Here is a 14655-nt window from a genome sequence, read left to right on the forward strand (position 1 = left end):
ATCTACCATTTGTCAATAATTGTTTAATAAAAACATAAAAATATAAGGTTAATTTAAAATCTCTTCCAGTATATCTTCTGCATTTCTTACTAGTTTCGCTCCTTGTTGAATGAGATGATTTGTTCCTGATGCACTATCTATAAATATAGGTCCAGGCAGTGCAAATACCTCTCTATTTTGCTCTAGAGCAAGGTCTGCGGTAATAAGTGTTCCACTTCTTGATTTCGCTTCTACAACTAAAACACCTTTACTTATGCCACTAATAATTCGATTCCTTTTTGGAAAATACCATTTTTTCGGTGCATAGTGCGGAGGATACTCTGTTAATAACAATATATATTCATTCCACACTTCATATAAATATCGATTCTCTCTTGGATATATATACGATAATCCATGTCCTAGTATCGCAATTGTTGGGCAATGCCGTCTTACTGTAATTTCATGAGACATCGCATCTATCCCTCTTGCAAATCCACTGACAATAAGCCATTCTTTTTCTAATAATGGATGTAAAATAAATTTCAAACTTTCATATCCATATAAAGTCGGTTCTCTTGTTCCAACAACCGCTAATTTATTCACTTTATTGAGAAAATCTTTTTCTCCTTTTCCATATAATACAAAGGGAGGATCTTGTATTTCACGTAATAATTTTGGATAATCTTCATCCCATATTGTCATATAAAAGAATCGATTTTTCTCTAAATAAGATATATATTGTGGGAGATTTGAACTTTGAAGAAAATTTACTAATTCTGAAGATTTTTTCGAGGATATTCCAGTGTAACATTCAATTTGTTTTGCATTAAAATTGTATATTTCCTTCAATTCTGGATCGACATGTAATAGCCTCTCTATCGCCTTCCAATGGTCTGCTAACAAGTAATGAAGATGTAATAATCGTTCTCTTTTCATCCCAATTCTCCTTACCCATAATTTTTATTATGTTAACAAGAAGTTTGTAAAAAGACACCTTCAAGCAAGAAGGTGTCTTTCAACAGATTAGTAGTTTTTACAAGTCTCAAATAGACCTTTTTCTTTTAAGACAGAGATTAGCGTTTCACCCATAACTGCTGGAGTTTCCGCTACTTTAATACCACAAGCTTCCATCGTTTTAATCTTTTCTGCAGCAGTTCCTTTACCGCCAGAAATGATTGCACCAGCATGACCCATACGTTTGCCAGCAGGCGCTGTTTGGCCGCCAATGAAGCCTACAACAGGTTTTGTCATATTAGCTTTCACCCATTCAGCTGCCTCTTCTTCCGCTGTACCACCGATTTCACCAATCATAATTACAGCATGTGTTTCTTCATCTTCATTAAATGCTTTTAACGCATCAATAAAGTCTGTACCGTTAACAGGGTCTCCGCCGATACCTACAGCCGTAGATTGACCAATACCTTCTTGTGTTAACTGATGTACAGCCTCATACGTTAATGTACCAGAGCGAGATACGATACCTACATGACCTTTTTTATGAATGTACCCTGGCATAATACCAATTTTACATTCATCAGGTGTGATAACACCTGGGCAGTTCGGTCCAAGTAAACGTGTATGTTTACCAGCCATATATCTCTTTACATTTACCATATCTAATACAGGAATTCCTTCAGTAATACATACTACTAAATCAATTTCTGCATCAACTGCTTCCATAATTGCATCAGCCGCAAAAGCGGGTGGAACGTATACAACTGAAGCGTTTGCGCCTGTTGCTTTCACTGCATCTTCTACAGTATCAAATACTGGTACACCTTCAATATCAGTGCCACCTTTACCTGGCGTTACACCACCGACAATTTTCGTACCGTATTCTATCATTTGCTTTGTGTGGAATAACCCTTGAGAACCTGTAATACCTTGAACAATAACTTTTGTATCTTTATTAACTAATACGCTCATTTTTCTCCCCCGCTTTCTATTAGCCCACTAGTGAAACAATTTTTTGCGCACCGTCTGCCATAGATTCTGCTGCAACAATATTTAAGCCAGACTCATTTAAAATTTTCTTACCTAACTCTACGTTTGTACCTTCAAGACGTACAACTAAAGGTAACTCAAGACCTACTTGTTTCGTTGCTTCAATAACACCTTCTGCGATAACATCACACTTCATAATGCCACCAAAAATGTTAACGAAGATACCTTTTACATTTTTGTCAGAAAGGATAATTTTGAATGCTTCTGTAACCTTTTCAGCTGTCGCACCGCCACCAACATCTAAAAAGTTAGCTGGATCGCCATGGTAATGTTTAATGATATCCATAGTAGCCATCGCTAAACCTGCACCATTAACCATACAACCGATATTTCCATCTAAAGGAATGTAGTTTAAGTCATATTTAGAAGCTTCGATTTCTTTTGCATCTTCTTCATCAAGGTCACGAAGTTCTAAAATGTCTTTATGGCGATATAAAGCATTAGAATCAAAGTTTAATTTCGCATCTAATGCCATAACTTTACCATCACCTGTTGTAACAAGTGGGTTAATCTCTGCGATAGAGCAATCTTTTTCGATAAAAGCACGGTATAAGCCCATCATAAACTTCACAGCTTGTCCTACAAGCTCTTTTGGAATATTGATGTTAAATGCAATTCGGCGTGCTTGGAAGCCTTGTAAGCCTACTGCTGGATCAATATATTCTTTAAAGATTTTTTCAGGTGTTTTTTCTGCTACTTCTTCAATTTCTGTTCCGCCTTCTTCAGAAGCCATTAAAACAACTTGAGAAGTTGCACGGTCTAAAACAAGACCTACATAATATTCTTTTTTAATATCGCAACCTTCTTCGATAAGTAAGCGTTTTACTTCCTTACCTTCAGGACCTGTTTGATGTGTCACAAGTGTAGTTCCTAAAATGCTCTCTGCATATGTACGAACTTCATCTAAATTTTTTGCAACTTTTACTCCGCCAGCTTTGCCGCGTCCACCAGCGTGAATTTGTGCTTTCACTACACATACATCCGTTCCCAATTCTTTCGCCGCTTCTACAGCTTCTTCTACTGTAAATGCAACCTTCCCGTTCGGAACGCTAACCCCATAGCTTCTAAGGACTGCCTTACCTTGGTACTCATGGATATTCATGGTCCCATCCTCCCCTGTTTTCCTGTTTTACTCGAAAAGTTTTTTAATGTTTAAAAAACATTACATTGCCATTGTATAAGATGATTGGCACGCTGTCTACAATAAAGTGTCAGAAAACTGAAATCGCTTTATTCTTTTTGGGAAATAGTAATGTTTATATGTCAAAATACAAAATAAGCTGCGTTTTCGCAGCTTATTTTTGAATCATATCTTTAATTGGCGCAAACGATTTTCGATGTTCTTCTAATATGCCATGCGCTTCAATCGCTTCTAAATGTTGTTTTGTGCCATATCCCATATGTTGTTCAAATCCATATGCAGGATACTTTTCTCCAAGCTCTTTCATCATACGATCTCTCGTTACTTTCGCAATAATGGATGCAGCTGAAATAGAAATACTTTTTGCATCACCTTTAATAATAGATGTTTGCGGAATTGGTGTAGGGAGTTTCATCGCATCAATTAATAAATATTGTGGTGTACAAGATAAATTCGCAACAGCATCTAACATCGCTTGTTTCGTCGCTTGATAAATATTTATTTCATCAATAACTTGCGGTGATACAATTCCAACTCCAATTGCAATTGCTTGCGCTTTAATTTCATCATAAAAACGCTCACGTTTCGCTTCACTCAGCTTTTTCGAATCGTTTAACCCTGGAATATAAAAGTCTTCCGGAAGAACGACAGCTGCCGTCACAACAGGCCCAGCTAACGGTCCACGACCTACTTCATCTATACCCGCGATATATGTGAGACCTTTTTCACGTAACGCATTTTCATATTTAGACATTTCTAGAAATTTTTCTTTTTCCTTTTGTGCTAACTCTTTTTGTTTATACCACTTCGAAATGAGCTTTTGTACCCCTTTACGTTCATCTTTCATTAATATCTGAAAGCGGTCGTCCTCTTCACTTATAATCTCTTGCAGTAAATGTTCCGCCTCTTGAATCGTCACTTTTTGCATTCATGCCACTCCCTTTATATACAAAAAAGAAAAGACGTACAAACGCACGTCTTATACTTCTTCTACTTTTTCTGCATCTTCTGTCTGCTCTGCAAACTCTTCTGGTGTTTCAAACGTCATTTTTCCAAGTTTGCCACCACGAAGCTCACGAAGTACAAGTTCAGATGTTTTATCATAATCAATCATTCCGCCGCCCATTAAACAGCCTCTATTTTTTCCAATCGCATCAAATAACTCCACGATATCTTCTGGAATGTCATTTAAATTATAGCGCTCTTTTAATCGCTCTGGGTAATGTTTCTCCATAAAACGTAGCGCATAAACAGCTACGTCTTGTAGATTTAAAATAGAATCTTTAATTGCACCAGTCGTAGCTAGACGTAATCCAACTAATTGGTCCTCAAATTTAGGCCATAGTATACCTGGTGTATCAAGTAATTCCATTTCCTTCCCAACTTTAATCCATTGCTGAGCTGTTGTCACACCAGGACGATCTCCTGTTTTAGCAATATTTTTCTTTGCTAACTTATTAATCAACGTAGATTTACCAACATTCGGTATCCCCACAATTAATGCACGAATCGCTCTCGGTCTAATACCTTTTGCAACCATTTTATCAAATTTCTCTTTCACTAACACTTTACAAGCCGCTGCAATTTCCTTCATACCTTGTCCAGCCTGTGCGTTAATTGAAATTGCCATATGGCCTTTTTCTTTAAAATATGCGATCCATTGCTTTGTTAAACGATCATCTGCCATATCCGCTTTATTTAAAACAACAAGCCTCGGTTTATGTGTAATAATCTCATCGATCATCGGATTTCGAGAAGATAAAGGTAATCGAGCATCTACAAGCTCAATTACAACATCAATTAACTTTAATTTTTCTGTTACTTGGCGTCTAGCCTTTGCCATATGTCCCGGGAACCATTGAATTACCATGTTGCCACCTTCTTTTTCTTTTATTTCACAATACGAGCATCTTTTAACGGCCAATATAGTATATTTGCCTTTCCAATCACTTGGTCCATTGAAATTGTACCAATCGAACGGCTATCTTTACTAAAACGACGATTATCGCCTAAAACAAATAATTGACCTTCTGGAACAGTTTTCTTCCCTGTCATTTCTTCAAGAGTGAAATCATATGTAAGCGGTCCGTCAGCAATTTGTTTTTTCTGCTTGTCTAAATACGGCTCCTCATAAGCCTTTCCGTTAACATATAGTTTATCATTACGATACTCTATTTCATCGCCTGGCAGGCCGATAATACGCTTAATATAATCTTTATCTTCCGTTGCTCGGAATACAATAATATCAAATCGTTTCGGATCTCCTATGTGATAACCAATTTTATTAACAATCATTCGATCGCGATCATGTAATGTAGACGCCATCGATACTCCATCTACGAGAATTGGCGCAAAGAAAAACTGTCTAATAACACCTGCTAATACAACAGCTATCAAAATTGCCTTGATCCATTCCCAAAGTGAACTCTTTTCTTTCTTCATGCTTTTCCCCTCCACGATTATGTAAGCTGATCGTATTATATCAAAATTTTATATAGATTGGAAAAAGGGAGCTTGTGCATTTACAAGCTCCCATACATGTCTTATCGAATTTCTTTAATACGTGCTTTTTTACCGCGAAGGTTACGTAAGTAGTATAACTTAGCACGACGTACTTTACCACGGCGAAGTACTTCGATTTTCGCGATTCTTGGCGTGTGAACTGGGAATGTACGCTCTACACCTACACCGTAAGAAATCTTACGAACTGTGAATGTTTCACTAATTCCGCCACCACGACGTTTAATTACAACACCTTCGAAAAGCTGAATTCTTTCACGAGTTCCCTCAACTACTTTTACGTGTACACGTAAAGTGTCTCCAGGACGGAATGAAGGAAGGTCAGTTTTTAATTGGCCTTTTGTAATTTCTGCGATTAATTGTTGCATATTAAATTCTCTCCTTTAAACAGATGCTCTTATAAAGTCTAAATAAATTACAGCGGAACATCGTTAATACGGCTACTGATTTCAGCAGCACAAGTGTTATAATAGCATATTGCTAAGGCTGTTGCAATAGAAAATATATCAAGCACTTATTTGCCTTCTTTAATCTGTTCTAGCCACTTCTTTTCTTGCTTAGACAATTCTCGTTCTTCTAGTAAATCCGGTCTACGCGTGTACGTACGACGTAGTGATTCTTTATGTCGCCATTCATCAATATTTTTATGATTTCCCGACATTAATACATCTGGCACTTTCATACCACGAAAATCAGCTGGACGTGTATAATGAGGATGCTCTAATAAACCTGTACTAAACGAATCCTCGACTTGTGAAGCATGATTTCCTAGTACTCCTGGAAGGAGACGTACGACACTATCAGTTATAACCATAGAGGCTAACTCTCCACCCGTTAATACATAGTCACCGATAGAAATCTCATCTGTTACGAGATGTTCACGAATTCGTTCGTCATATCCTTCATAATGCCCACATACAAAGATTAAATGTTCTTCCTCTGCAAGCTCTTCCGCTTTCTTCTGAGTAAACCTTTCACCTTGCGGACACATTAAGACAACTCGCGGCTTCCGCTCTGTCTCTTTCGTTAAATCTTCTACAGCATCAAAAATAGGCTGAGGAGTTAACACCATCCCAGCGCCGCCACCATACGGATAATCATCCACACTATTATGCTTACTCGTTGTATAATCGCGGAAATTGACAACACGAAGCTCTACCGCTTCTTTTTCTTGTGCTTTCTTTAAAATTGAAGATCCAAACACACCTGTAAACATATCTGGAAACAAAGTTAAAATGTCAATTTTCATTATAGTAGCCCTTCCATTACATGAATGGTTACTAATTTATTCTCAATGTTAACTTGAAGCACAACATCATCAATATAAGGAATTAACAAATCTTGACCTTTTGGACGTTTAATTACCCAAACATCATTTGCACCAGGAGATAGAACTTCTTTTATTGTCCCTAGCGCTTCTCCTTCTTCCGTTACAACGTTGCAACCAATAATTTCATGATAGTAGTATTCACCTTCAGCTAGTTCGCCTAATTGATCTTCAGGTACTTTTAAAAGAGAACCTTTAAACTGTTCTACTTCATTTACATTCCCATATCCTTCAAATGTCAATAAATCAAATGTTTTATGTTGACGATGAGAAGTAATCTTTACTGGGAAAGGCTCTCCACCTTTTTCATTCGATATGTATAACGTATTCCCTACCTTATATCGCTCTTCTGGAAAATCAGTACGAGAAACCACACGAATTTCTCCTTTTACGCCATGAGTATTTACAATTTTTCCTACGTTAAACCATTTTGTCATAAACAGTATGTCACCCCTGGTTTCTATATAAATTAAGCATCCCCATTTCACATATGGAACATGCAACTTCTCTTTAAATGTTAAAAAAGGGAGAGGAATAACTCCTCGCCCTTTTTACGTTTATTGAATTTCCAGTGTTACTTTTTCACTATTGTGATGTCCCACTGAATACAAGAGCATTCGAATTGCTTTCGCAACTTTCCCTTGTTTTCCAATGACTTTTCCAACATCCTCAGGATGTACAGTTAATCGATACTTTATCTCTCCGTTGTAAAGTTCCTGTGTAACTTTTACATCTTCAGGATAATCGACAAGAGGCTTGACAATCGTCTCGACTAACTTCTTCATAGTCATTGCCTCAATTACTTACCTTGTTTAGATAAGTGGAATTTCTCCATGATACCTTGGTTAGAGAATAAGTTACGAACTGTATCAGATGGTTTAGCACCATTTCCTAACCATTTTAATGCTGCTTCTTCGTTGATCTTAACTTCAGCTGGTTGAGCAACCGGATTGTAAGTACCGATTTCCTCAATGAAACGTCCGTCACGAGGAGAACGAGAATCTGCAACAACTACACGATAGAAAGGAGTTTTTTTAGCTCCCATACGTTTTAAACGAATTTTAACTGCCATTTATAAAGCACCTCCGAATTTATTTCACACAGATAATTATATTAGCAAAAAGACTATTGCTTTGTAAAGTATTTTTTCTTAACAGAGCCATCTTTTTTCCTTACATGAATGGAAACTTCAATCCACCTAGTCCTTTTTTCTTACCTTTTTGCATTCCAGTCATCGTTTTCATCATTTTTTTCATATCATCAAATTGCTTGATTAAACGATTGATTTCTTGTACCGTTGTACCGCTACCTTTGGCAATGCGTTTTTTGCGACTAGCATTGATTATTTCCGGTTGTTCTCGCTCTAATTTAGTCATAGAACGAATAATTGCCTCAATATGCCCAATTTGTTTTTCATCAACTTGTGCATTTTTCAGCCCTTTAATTTTATTTGCACCAGGAAGCATTCCTAACAATTCATCAAGCGGTCCAAGTTGACGCACTTGTCCAAGTTGTTCTAGGAAATCGTCAAGTGTAAACGAAAGCGTACGCATTTTTTGCTCAAGTTCTTTTGCTTTCTCTTCATCAACTGTAGCTTGCGCTTTTTCAATTAATGTTAAGACGTCTCCCATCCCTAAAATACGGGATGCCATACGTTCTGGATGGAACGCTTCAAGTGCATCTAGTTTTTCACCCATACCAGCAAATTTAATTGGCGTATTTGTAACAGCTTTAATAGACAATGCCGCACCACCGCGCGTATCACCATCCAGCTTCGTTAATACAACCCCTGTTAAACCTAGCTGTTCATGGAAACTTTGTGCAACATTAACCGCGTCTTGTCCTGTCATCGCATCGACAACAAGGAAAATTTCATCCGGTTTCGCAACTTCTTTCACTTTCGCTAATTCATCCATTAGTTCTTCATCAATATGCAGGCGACCTGCTGTATCAATTAAAACATAATCATGATGATCTTCTTTCGCTTTTGCAATCGCTTGTTTCGCAATTTCAACAGGACTTACTTGATCTCCTAAAGAGAATACAGGCATGTCCAATTGCTTCCCTAATGTTTCAAGCTGTTTAATCGCTGCAGGACGGTAAATATCCGCCGCAACAAGCATTGGTTTACGATTATGCTTTTTACGAAGCAAATTCGCAAGCTTACCTGTCGTCGTTGTTTTACCTGCACCTTGCAGACCAACCATCATAATAACAGTCGGTGGCTTATTAGCAACAGCAATTTTGCTTTGCTCTCCGCCCATAAGTTCTGTAAGTTCTTCCTGTACAACCTTAATTACTTGTTGTCCAGGTGTCAAACTTTTCATTACATCTTGTCCGACAGCACGTTCAGATACACGCTTTACAAAATCTTTTACTACTTTAAAGTTAACGTCCGCTTCTAAAAGAGCTAGACGAACTTCTCTCATCATTTCTTTCACATCGGCTTCAGAAACTTTTCCTTTGCCGCGGATTTTTTGCATCGTCTGTTGAAGTCGGTCGGCTAATCCTTCAAATGCCATATTGCCGCCCTCCTAATCTAATTTTTCGATAGCTTCAACAACTTGTTTCATTTCTTCATTCACATGCTCTTCTTCGCTGATTAGCTGTTTTAGCTTTGCAACAAGTCGCTGTCGCTCTTGAAACTTTTGAAGTAATACTAATTTTTCTTCATATTCTTCAAGCATCGCTTCAGTCCGTTTAATGTTATCATACACGGCTTGGCGACTCACATCAAATTCTTCCGCAATTTCACCAAGAGATAAATCATCTAGATAATAAAGCGACATATAACTTCTTTGTTTTTGCGTTAACAACGATTGATAAAAATCAAATAAATAGTTCATTCTCGTTGTTTTTTCGAGCATGTTGGATCATCCTTTGTTAAGTGATTTCCCTTTACATGAATTAGTTTACATGGAGTACAAAAGAGTGTCAAGTTTTTTTCTTAACATCTCATATTTTTATGGAAAAAGAAGCGGAAAATACCGCTTCTTTCACTTATACTTCTTCTGTTTCTACTAAGTTCGCAAATAAACCATATACATATTGTTCTGGATCGAACTGTTGCAGATCATCCATTTGCTCTCCTAATCCAACGAATTTCACCGGTACATCCATTTCGTTACGAATTGCTAATACAATACCACCTTTAGCAGTTCCATCTAACTTCGTTAAAACAATACCAGTCACATTCGTTGCTTCACGGAATGTTTTCGCTTGACTTAAACCGTTTTGTCCTGTTGTTGCATCAATAACAAGTAATACTTCATGAGGAGCTCCTGGTACTTCACGCTCAATTACACGCTTTACCTTCTCTAACTCTTTCATTAAGTTTACTTTATTTTGTAAACGTCCTGCTGTATCACATAGTAATACATCTACTTTACGTGCTTTTGCAGCTTGTACAGCGTCATACATAACCGCTGCTGGATCAGACCCTGATCCTTGTTTAATCACTTCTACCCCAACGCGATCGCCCCATACTTCTAATTGTTCAATCGCTCCAGCACGGAATGTATCTCCTGCTGCTAATAAGACAGACTTACCTTCTGATTTAAACTTATGAGCCATCTTACCAATTGTTGTCGTTTTACCTACACCATTCACACCAACAAATAAAACAACTGTCAAGCCATCCTTTTGCTCATTAATTTCATTAGTAAAATCACTGTCACCTTTATAAATCTCTATTAATTTTTCCGAAATAACAGCTTGTACTTCTTTTGGATCTTGAATATTACGACGTTGTACTTCTTCTTTCAGCTGGTCGATTAATTCCATCACTGTCGAAACGCCAACATCTGCACCGATTAAAATTTCTTCTAATTCTTCGAAGAAATCTTCATCTACTTTACGGTAACGAAAGACTAAATCATTTACTTTATCTGCAAACGAATTTCTCGTTTTTTCTAATCCTTGTTTAAACTTCTCTGTTACCGTATCTGTTTGTTTTGAAATTTTTTCTTTTAGTTTTTTAAAAAAGCTCATACTGTCCCATCCTTTCTATTTGCTTGCAACTAGTTCTTCTCCATCATCTAAACGAACAGAAACAAGTTTAGATACCCCTGACTCTTGCATTGTTACACCGTACAATACGTCAGACTCTTCCATTGTACCTTTTCTATGTGTAATTACAATAAACTGTGTCTCATCACTAAATTTCTTTAAATACTGAGCAAAACGGGCAACGTTTGCCTCATCAAGAGCAGCCTCTACCTCATCTAATACACAGAATGGGACTGGGCGCACTTTTAAAATACCAAATAGCAGCGCAATTGCCGTTAAAGCACGCTCTCCACCTGAAAGTAAACCTAAGTTTTGCAGTTTCTTCCCTGGCGGTTGCGCTACGATATCAATACCCGTATTTAATAAGTCCTCTGGATTCGTCATAACTAAATCCGCTCTACCGCCTCCAAATAATTCAGAGAACACCGATTGAAACTCCATTCGAATTCCTTCAAACGTAGTAGAAAAGCGTTTTTTCATTTCTTCATCCATTTCAGTAATAAGTTGGTGCAATGTCGTTTTTGCTTCTTCTAGATCATCTTTTTGCTCTAGTAAGAATGTATGACGCTCTGCCACACGCTCATACTCATCAATTGCTCCTAAGTTTACTGTACCTAGCTCTTCGATGGAGAGTTTAATTAGTTTCACCTTTTTACGTGCATCCTCAGCAGGCATCACCATTGTATACTTCAGTTTTGCCGCTTCAAATGAAATCGTATATGTTTCACGTAAATGTTGTAATCTATTTTCTAACTCTACATCAAGTCGGTTTATTTTTACCTCTTGATCTTTCAACATCTCAAGAATGTATTTATGTTTACCTGTTGTTTCTTTCAGGTTACGCTCTAACTGTTCTACTCTTTCTTGTAACGATACACGTTGTTCACGACGAGAGCGAATTAACTCTGAAGTTTGATTACGATCATATGCTTTCTTCTCAATCATATTCGTAATTTGTTCTTCACCACTTGAATTCGATGTCATTTCTTGTTTTAAGAATGCTAAATCCTCTTTCGTTTTGACAAGCGTTGCATCGGTTTCTTCTTTTTCCTTCGTCAATCGTTCTACTTTTTCTTTTTGATTAGATAAGCGTTGTTGCTTTTCAGCTGCTAACACTTTTAACTCAGTCATTTCTTTTTGAACTTTTTCTTTCGAAGAATGTTGCTCACTTTTTTGTTTTGTTAAAGCTGTGATTTTGCTATCTAATTCCGTAATCTCTGCCTGAAGAGTCGCTAAAATCTTTTCTAACTCTTCTTTACGGCCTTGCATTTTCACTTGGTCTTGCAAGAACCCTTCAATCTCTAAATCGTAAATAGATAAACGATCATTAATACGATGTTCTTCTAATTCTAAGCGACTAATTTCTTCTCTTAATTTCTGTTCATCTACACGCTCTGCTTCTACACTTTGCCTTAGTTCGCGTATTTGCACTTCTTTTTCTTGAATCTCTTGTTTTACTGCTTTAACAAAGTTTTCTAACTTCGTTGTTTTTTCTTCCATATCAGTTAACTTACTCGTCCACTCTTCTAGTTCACGTTGACGTCCTAATAAAGATGATTTCGCCTGTTTTACCGCTCCACCCGTCATAGAACCGCCAGGGTTTACTACATCACCTTCGATTGTTACAATGCGATAACGGTATTGCAATTGTTTCGCCAACTCATTCGCTCCGCGTAAATCTTTTGCAACAATAACAGTACCTAATAAATTTGAAACTACATTTTCATATTTATTGTTATATTGCACGAGTTCTGCTGCCACACCTACAAACGATGGGTGCTGATTTACAATACGTAATTGCTCAAATGATAACGATCTACCTTTAATAACAGCTTGCGGTAAAAACGTTGCTCGTCCATGTTTATTTTGTTTTAAAAACGCAATTGCATTACGAGCATGTTCTTCTTTTTGTACAACTATATGCTGCATCGCTGCACCTAGAGCAATTTCCATTGCAATTTCATATTCTTTCGGTACCGTTAGCAGTTCTGCAACAGCACCCTCAATACCTTGCAACCTATTTTCTCTAGCTTTTAATACTTCACGTACCCCTTGATAGAAACCAGAGTAGTCCTCTTGCATCTCTTCTAGCATTTCTTTTCGAGAACGTGCCTGTTGTACAAATTGATATGCTTGATACAGTTTTGTTTCGTTTTCACTATACTGCGCCTTGCATTTCCCAAGTGCCGCTTCTGTCTTTTGTATATTCGAAAGGATTCCAGCTACTTTTTCTTTTACTTGTTCATAACTTTCCACAAGTTTTGTCTTTTTCGCTGTAATTTCCATACGCATTTCTACATATTTCGCATTTTCTTCATCAAGGCGTTCATTTTTTGAGTTTTGTTGTTTAGATTGTTCTTCAATCATAGATAACTCATTACGATGACTAGCTTGTTGATTTAAAAGTTCAATATAGTCACCTTTTAAATTCTCAATTTGCTCTTCTAAATTGTCAGCAAACGTTGCAAGTAATTGCTCATTATCATGCAATTTCGTCTCCAACTCTTTTACATGATTTACAAATTGCATCAATACTTCTGTACTCGATTCAATTTCACCATCATAACTTGTAGCTTTCTCTGTTAATTCAACAATTAACTGTTCGAGTTGTGCACAATGCGTCGTTGCATTTTGCTTTCTCTCTTTTAATAGCTCACGTTGTCCTTCTAACTTTTCTAGCTCTTTACTAGAAAGCAAAAGTACTTCTTGCAGGGAATCTACAGACTCATCTACTGCTTGTAATTGGCCTCGTAATTCCTCTAACTCTTCTTCACCTTTTTGTAAATGCGTTGACATTTTCGCTTCTTCGTTTTTATTATGCCCAAACTGATTTCGAAGCGCTTCCCATTTCTCATGTAATTCTTCAATTTCATGTACAATAAGCGCCGCTTCTACTTTCTCTAATTCTTCTTTTTTCTCGAGATAATCCTTTGCAATAGAAGCTTGTCTTTCTAAAGGTTCTACTTGACTACTTAATTCGTGAATTATATCTTGTACACGATTTAAGTTTTCTTGTGTGTCTGCTAATTTACCTTCAGCTTTCTTTTTACGAAGTTTGTATTTCAGCACTCCCGCCGCTTCTTCAAATACACCACGACGTTCTTCTGATTTACTACTTAAAATTTCTTCAACTTTCCCCTGGCTAATAATCGAAAAAGCTTCTCTTCCCATACCAGAGTCCATAAATAAATCGATAATATCTTTCAACCTGCATGATTGTTTATTAATATAAAAATCACTATCACCAGAACGAGATACACGACGCGTTACACACACCTCATTATATTCAATCGGTAAACGTTGATCTTCATTATTTAAAGTTAATGTTACTTCAGCAACATTAACCGCTCTTCTCGTATCACTACCTGCAAAAATAATATCTTCCATCTTTGCACCACGTAATGATTTTGCCGATTGTTCACCAAGTACCCAACGAATAGCATCAGTAATATTACTTTTCCCGCTTCCATTAGGTCCTACTACAGACGTTACACCTGGGACAAAATCGACAGATACACGCTCAGCAAAAGACTTAAATCCTGCTATTTCTAATCTTTTTAAAAACACGAAAGGCCTTCCTCCTATTCTCCGTTGCTATAAATGTTGTTTATACAAAAACAAACGATTATACGGATTTCATTTCCTTACATTTATAAACGAAAGGAAAGTTTCA

The 14655-nt window shown here is 37.0% G+C and carries 15 protein-coding genes; all 15 read right to left on the reverse strand.

All coding sequences use genetic code 11. The features are described from left to right. Window positions 1-48 precede the first annotated feature (48 nt). Entirely contained in the window at window positions 49-918 is an 870-nt protein-coding gene (gene dprA / locus MR070_RS00510; protein WP_061131599.1) for a DNA-processing protein DprA, read from the reverse strand. An 87-nt stretch (window positions 919-1005) separates the two neighbouring features. Next, entirely contained in the window at window positions 1006-1908 is a 903-nt protein-coding gene (gene sucD / locus MR070_RS00515) for a succinate--CoA ligase subunit alpha (RefSeq protein WP_000115178.1), read from the reverse strand. 19 nt (window positions 1909-1927) lie between these two features. Further along, window positions 1928-3088: an ADP-forming succinate--CoA ligase subunit beta gene (gene sucC, locus MR070_RS00520; RefSeq protein ID WP_001020785.1), complete on the reverse strand. Its 1161-nt coding sequence runs from the start codon at window positions 3086-3088 to the stop codon at window positions 1928-1930. A 193-nt stretch (window positions 3089-3281) separates the two neighbouring features. Beyond that, the gene (gene rnhB / locus MR070_RS00525) at window positions 3282-4055 is read right to left on the reverse strand and encodes a ribonuclease HII (protein WP_001174718.1); all 774 of its coding nucleotides are present in this window, start codon (window positions 4053-4055) and stop codon (window positions 3282-3284) included. 51 nt (window positions 4056-4106) lie between these two features. Continuing rightward, entirely contained in the window at window positions 4107-4997 is an 891-nt protein-coding gene (gene ylqF / locus MR070_RS00530; RefSeq protein WP_000236700.1) for a ribosome biogenesis GTPase YlqF, read from the reverse strand. Between the two features lie 20 nt (window positions 4998-5017). Next, window positions 5018-5569 (reverse strand): signal peptidase I, encoded by a 552-nt coding sequence (lepB, locus tag MR070_RS00535; RefSeq protein WP_000711857.1) that lies wholly within the window; start codon window positions 5567-5569, stop codon window positions 5018-5020. Window positions 5570-5670: 101 nt separating this feature from the next. Next, window positions 5671-6015 (reverse strand): 50S ribosomal protein L19, encoded by a 345-nt coding sequence (rplS, locus tag MR070_RS00540; protein ID WP_001186516.1) that lies wholly within the window; start codon window positions 6013-6015, stop codon window positions 5671-5673. 146 nt (window positions 6016-6161) lie between these two features. Continuing rightward, the gene (trmD, locus tag MR070_RS00545) at window positions 6162-6896 is read right to left on the reverse strand and encodes a tRNA (guanosine(37)-N1)-methyltransferase TrmD (RefSeq protein ID WP_000686892.1); all 735 of its coding nucleotides are present in this window, start codon (window positions 6894-6896) and stop codon (window positions 6162-6164) included. Next, the gene (gene rimM / locus MR070_RS00550; RefSeq protein ID WP_000170268.1) at window positions 6896-7411 is read right to left on the reverse strand and encodes a ribosome maturation factor RimM; all 516 of its coding nucleotides are present in this window, start codon (window positions 7409-7411) and stop codon (window positions 6896-6898) included. Before rimM ends, trmD begins: the two co-directional genes overlap by 1 nt. 120 nt (window positions 7412-7531) lie before the next feature. Then, window positions 7532-7759 carry a KH domain-containing protein gene (locus MR070_RS00555; protein ID WP_000737403.1) on the reverse strand — a complete coding sequence of 76 codons (228 nt, stop codon included), beginning with the start codon at window positions 7757-7759 and terminating at the stop codon, window positions 7532-7534. A 14-nt stretch (window positions 7760-7773) separates the two neighbouring features. Continuing rightward, window positions 7774-8046, reverse strand: coding sequence for a 30S ribosomal protein S16 (gene rpsP, locus MR070_RS00560; RefSeq protein ID WP_000268750.1), 273 nt, complete (start codon window positions 8044-8046; stop codon window positions 7774-7776). A 100-nt stretch (window positions 8047-8146) separates the two neighbouring features. Continuing rightward, window positions 8147-9496, reverse strand: coding sequence for a signal recognition particle protein (gene ffh / locus MR070_RS00565; RefSeq protein ID WP_000863461.1), 1350 nt, complete (start codon window positions 9494-9496; stop codon window positions 8147-8149). Between the two features lie 12 nt (window positions 9497-9508). Continuing rightward, the gene (locus MR070_RS00570; RefSeq protein ID WP_000891062.1) at window positions 9509-9841 is read right to left on the reverse strand and encodes a putative DNA-binding protein; all 333 of its coding nucleotides are present in this window, start codon (window positions 9839-9841) and stop codon (window positions 9509-9511) included. A gap of 133 nt (window positions 9842-9974) precedes the next feature. Then, the gene (gene ftsY / locus MR070_RS00575) at window positions 9975-10964 is read right to left on the reverse strand and encodes a signal recognition particle-docking protein FtsY (RefSeq protein WP_000007646.1); all 990 of its coding nucleotides are present in this window, start codon (window positions 10962-10964) and stop codon (window positions 9975-9977) included. Between the two features lie 15 nt (window positions 10965-10979). Further along, a complete protein-coding gene (gene smc, locus MR070_RS00580) occupies window positions 10980-14549 on the reverse strand; it encodes a chromosome segregation protein SMC (RefSeq protein ID WP_000479000.1) in 3570 nt (1189 codons plus the stop codon). Between the last annotated feature and the right edge of the window lie 106 nt (window positions 14550-14655).

This window comes from Bacillus cereus group sp. BfR-BA-01453, from assembly GCF_022662915.1.
GTDB classification, from domain to species: Bacteria; Bacillota; Bacilli; order Bacillales; family Bacillaceae_G; genus Bacillus_A; species Bacillus_A paranthracis.

Coding starts and splice junctions, on each gene's coding strand:
- MR070_RS00570 (WP_000891062.1), bottom strand. CDS start 9,841: ATGCTCGAAAAAACAACGAGAATGAACTATTTATTTGATTTTTATCAA.
- ffh (WP_000863461.1), bottom strand. CDS start 9,496: ATGGCATTTGAAGGATTAGCCGACCGACTTCAACAGACGATGCAAAAA.
- ylqF (WP_000236700.1), bottom strand. CDS start 4,997: ATGGTAATTCAATGGTTCCCGGGACATATGGCAAAGGCTAGACGCCAA.
- sucC (WP_001020785.1), bottom strand. CDS start 3,088: ATGAATATCCATGAGTACCAAGGTAAGGCAGTCCTTAGAAGCTATGGG.
- rimM (WP_000170268.1), bottom strand. CDS start 7,411: ATGACAAAATGGTTTAACGTAGGAAAAATTGTAAATACTCATGGCGTA.
- rplS (WP_001186516.1), bottom strand. CDS start 6,015: ATGCAACAATTAATCGCAGAAATTACAAAAGGCCAATTAAAAACTGAC.
- sucD (WP_000115178.1), bottom strand. CDS start 1,908: ATGAGCGTATTAGTTAATAAAGATACAAAAGTTATTGTTCAAGGTATT.
- rnhB (WP_001174718.1), bottom strand. CDS start 4,055: ATGCAAAAAGTGACGATTCAAGAGGCGGAACATTTACTGCAAGAGATT.
- rpsP (WP_000268750.1), bottom strand. CDS start 8,046: ATGGCAGTTAAAATTCGTTTAAAACGTATGGGAGCTAAAAAAACTCCT.
- dprA (WP_061131599.1), bottom strand. CDS start 918: ATGAAAAGAGAACGATTATTACATCTTCATTACTTGTTAGCAGACCAT.
- lepB (WP_000711857.1), bottom strand. CDS start 5,569: ATGAAGAAAGAAAAGAGTTCACTTTGGGAATGGATCAAGGCAATTTTG.
- trmD (WP_000686892.1), bottom strand. CDS start 6,896: ATGAAAATTGACATTTTAACTTTGTTTCCAGATATGTTTACAGGTGTG.
- ftsY (WP_000007646.1), bottom strand. CDS start 10,964: ATGAGCTTTTTTAAAAAACTAAAAGAAAAAATTTCAAAACAAACAGAT.
- MR070_RS00555 (WP_000737403.1), bottom strand. CDS start 7,759: ATGAAGAAGTTAGTCGAGACGATTGTCAAGCCTCTTGTCGATTATCCT.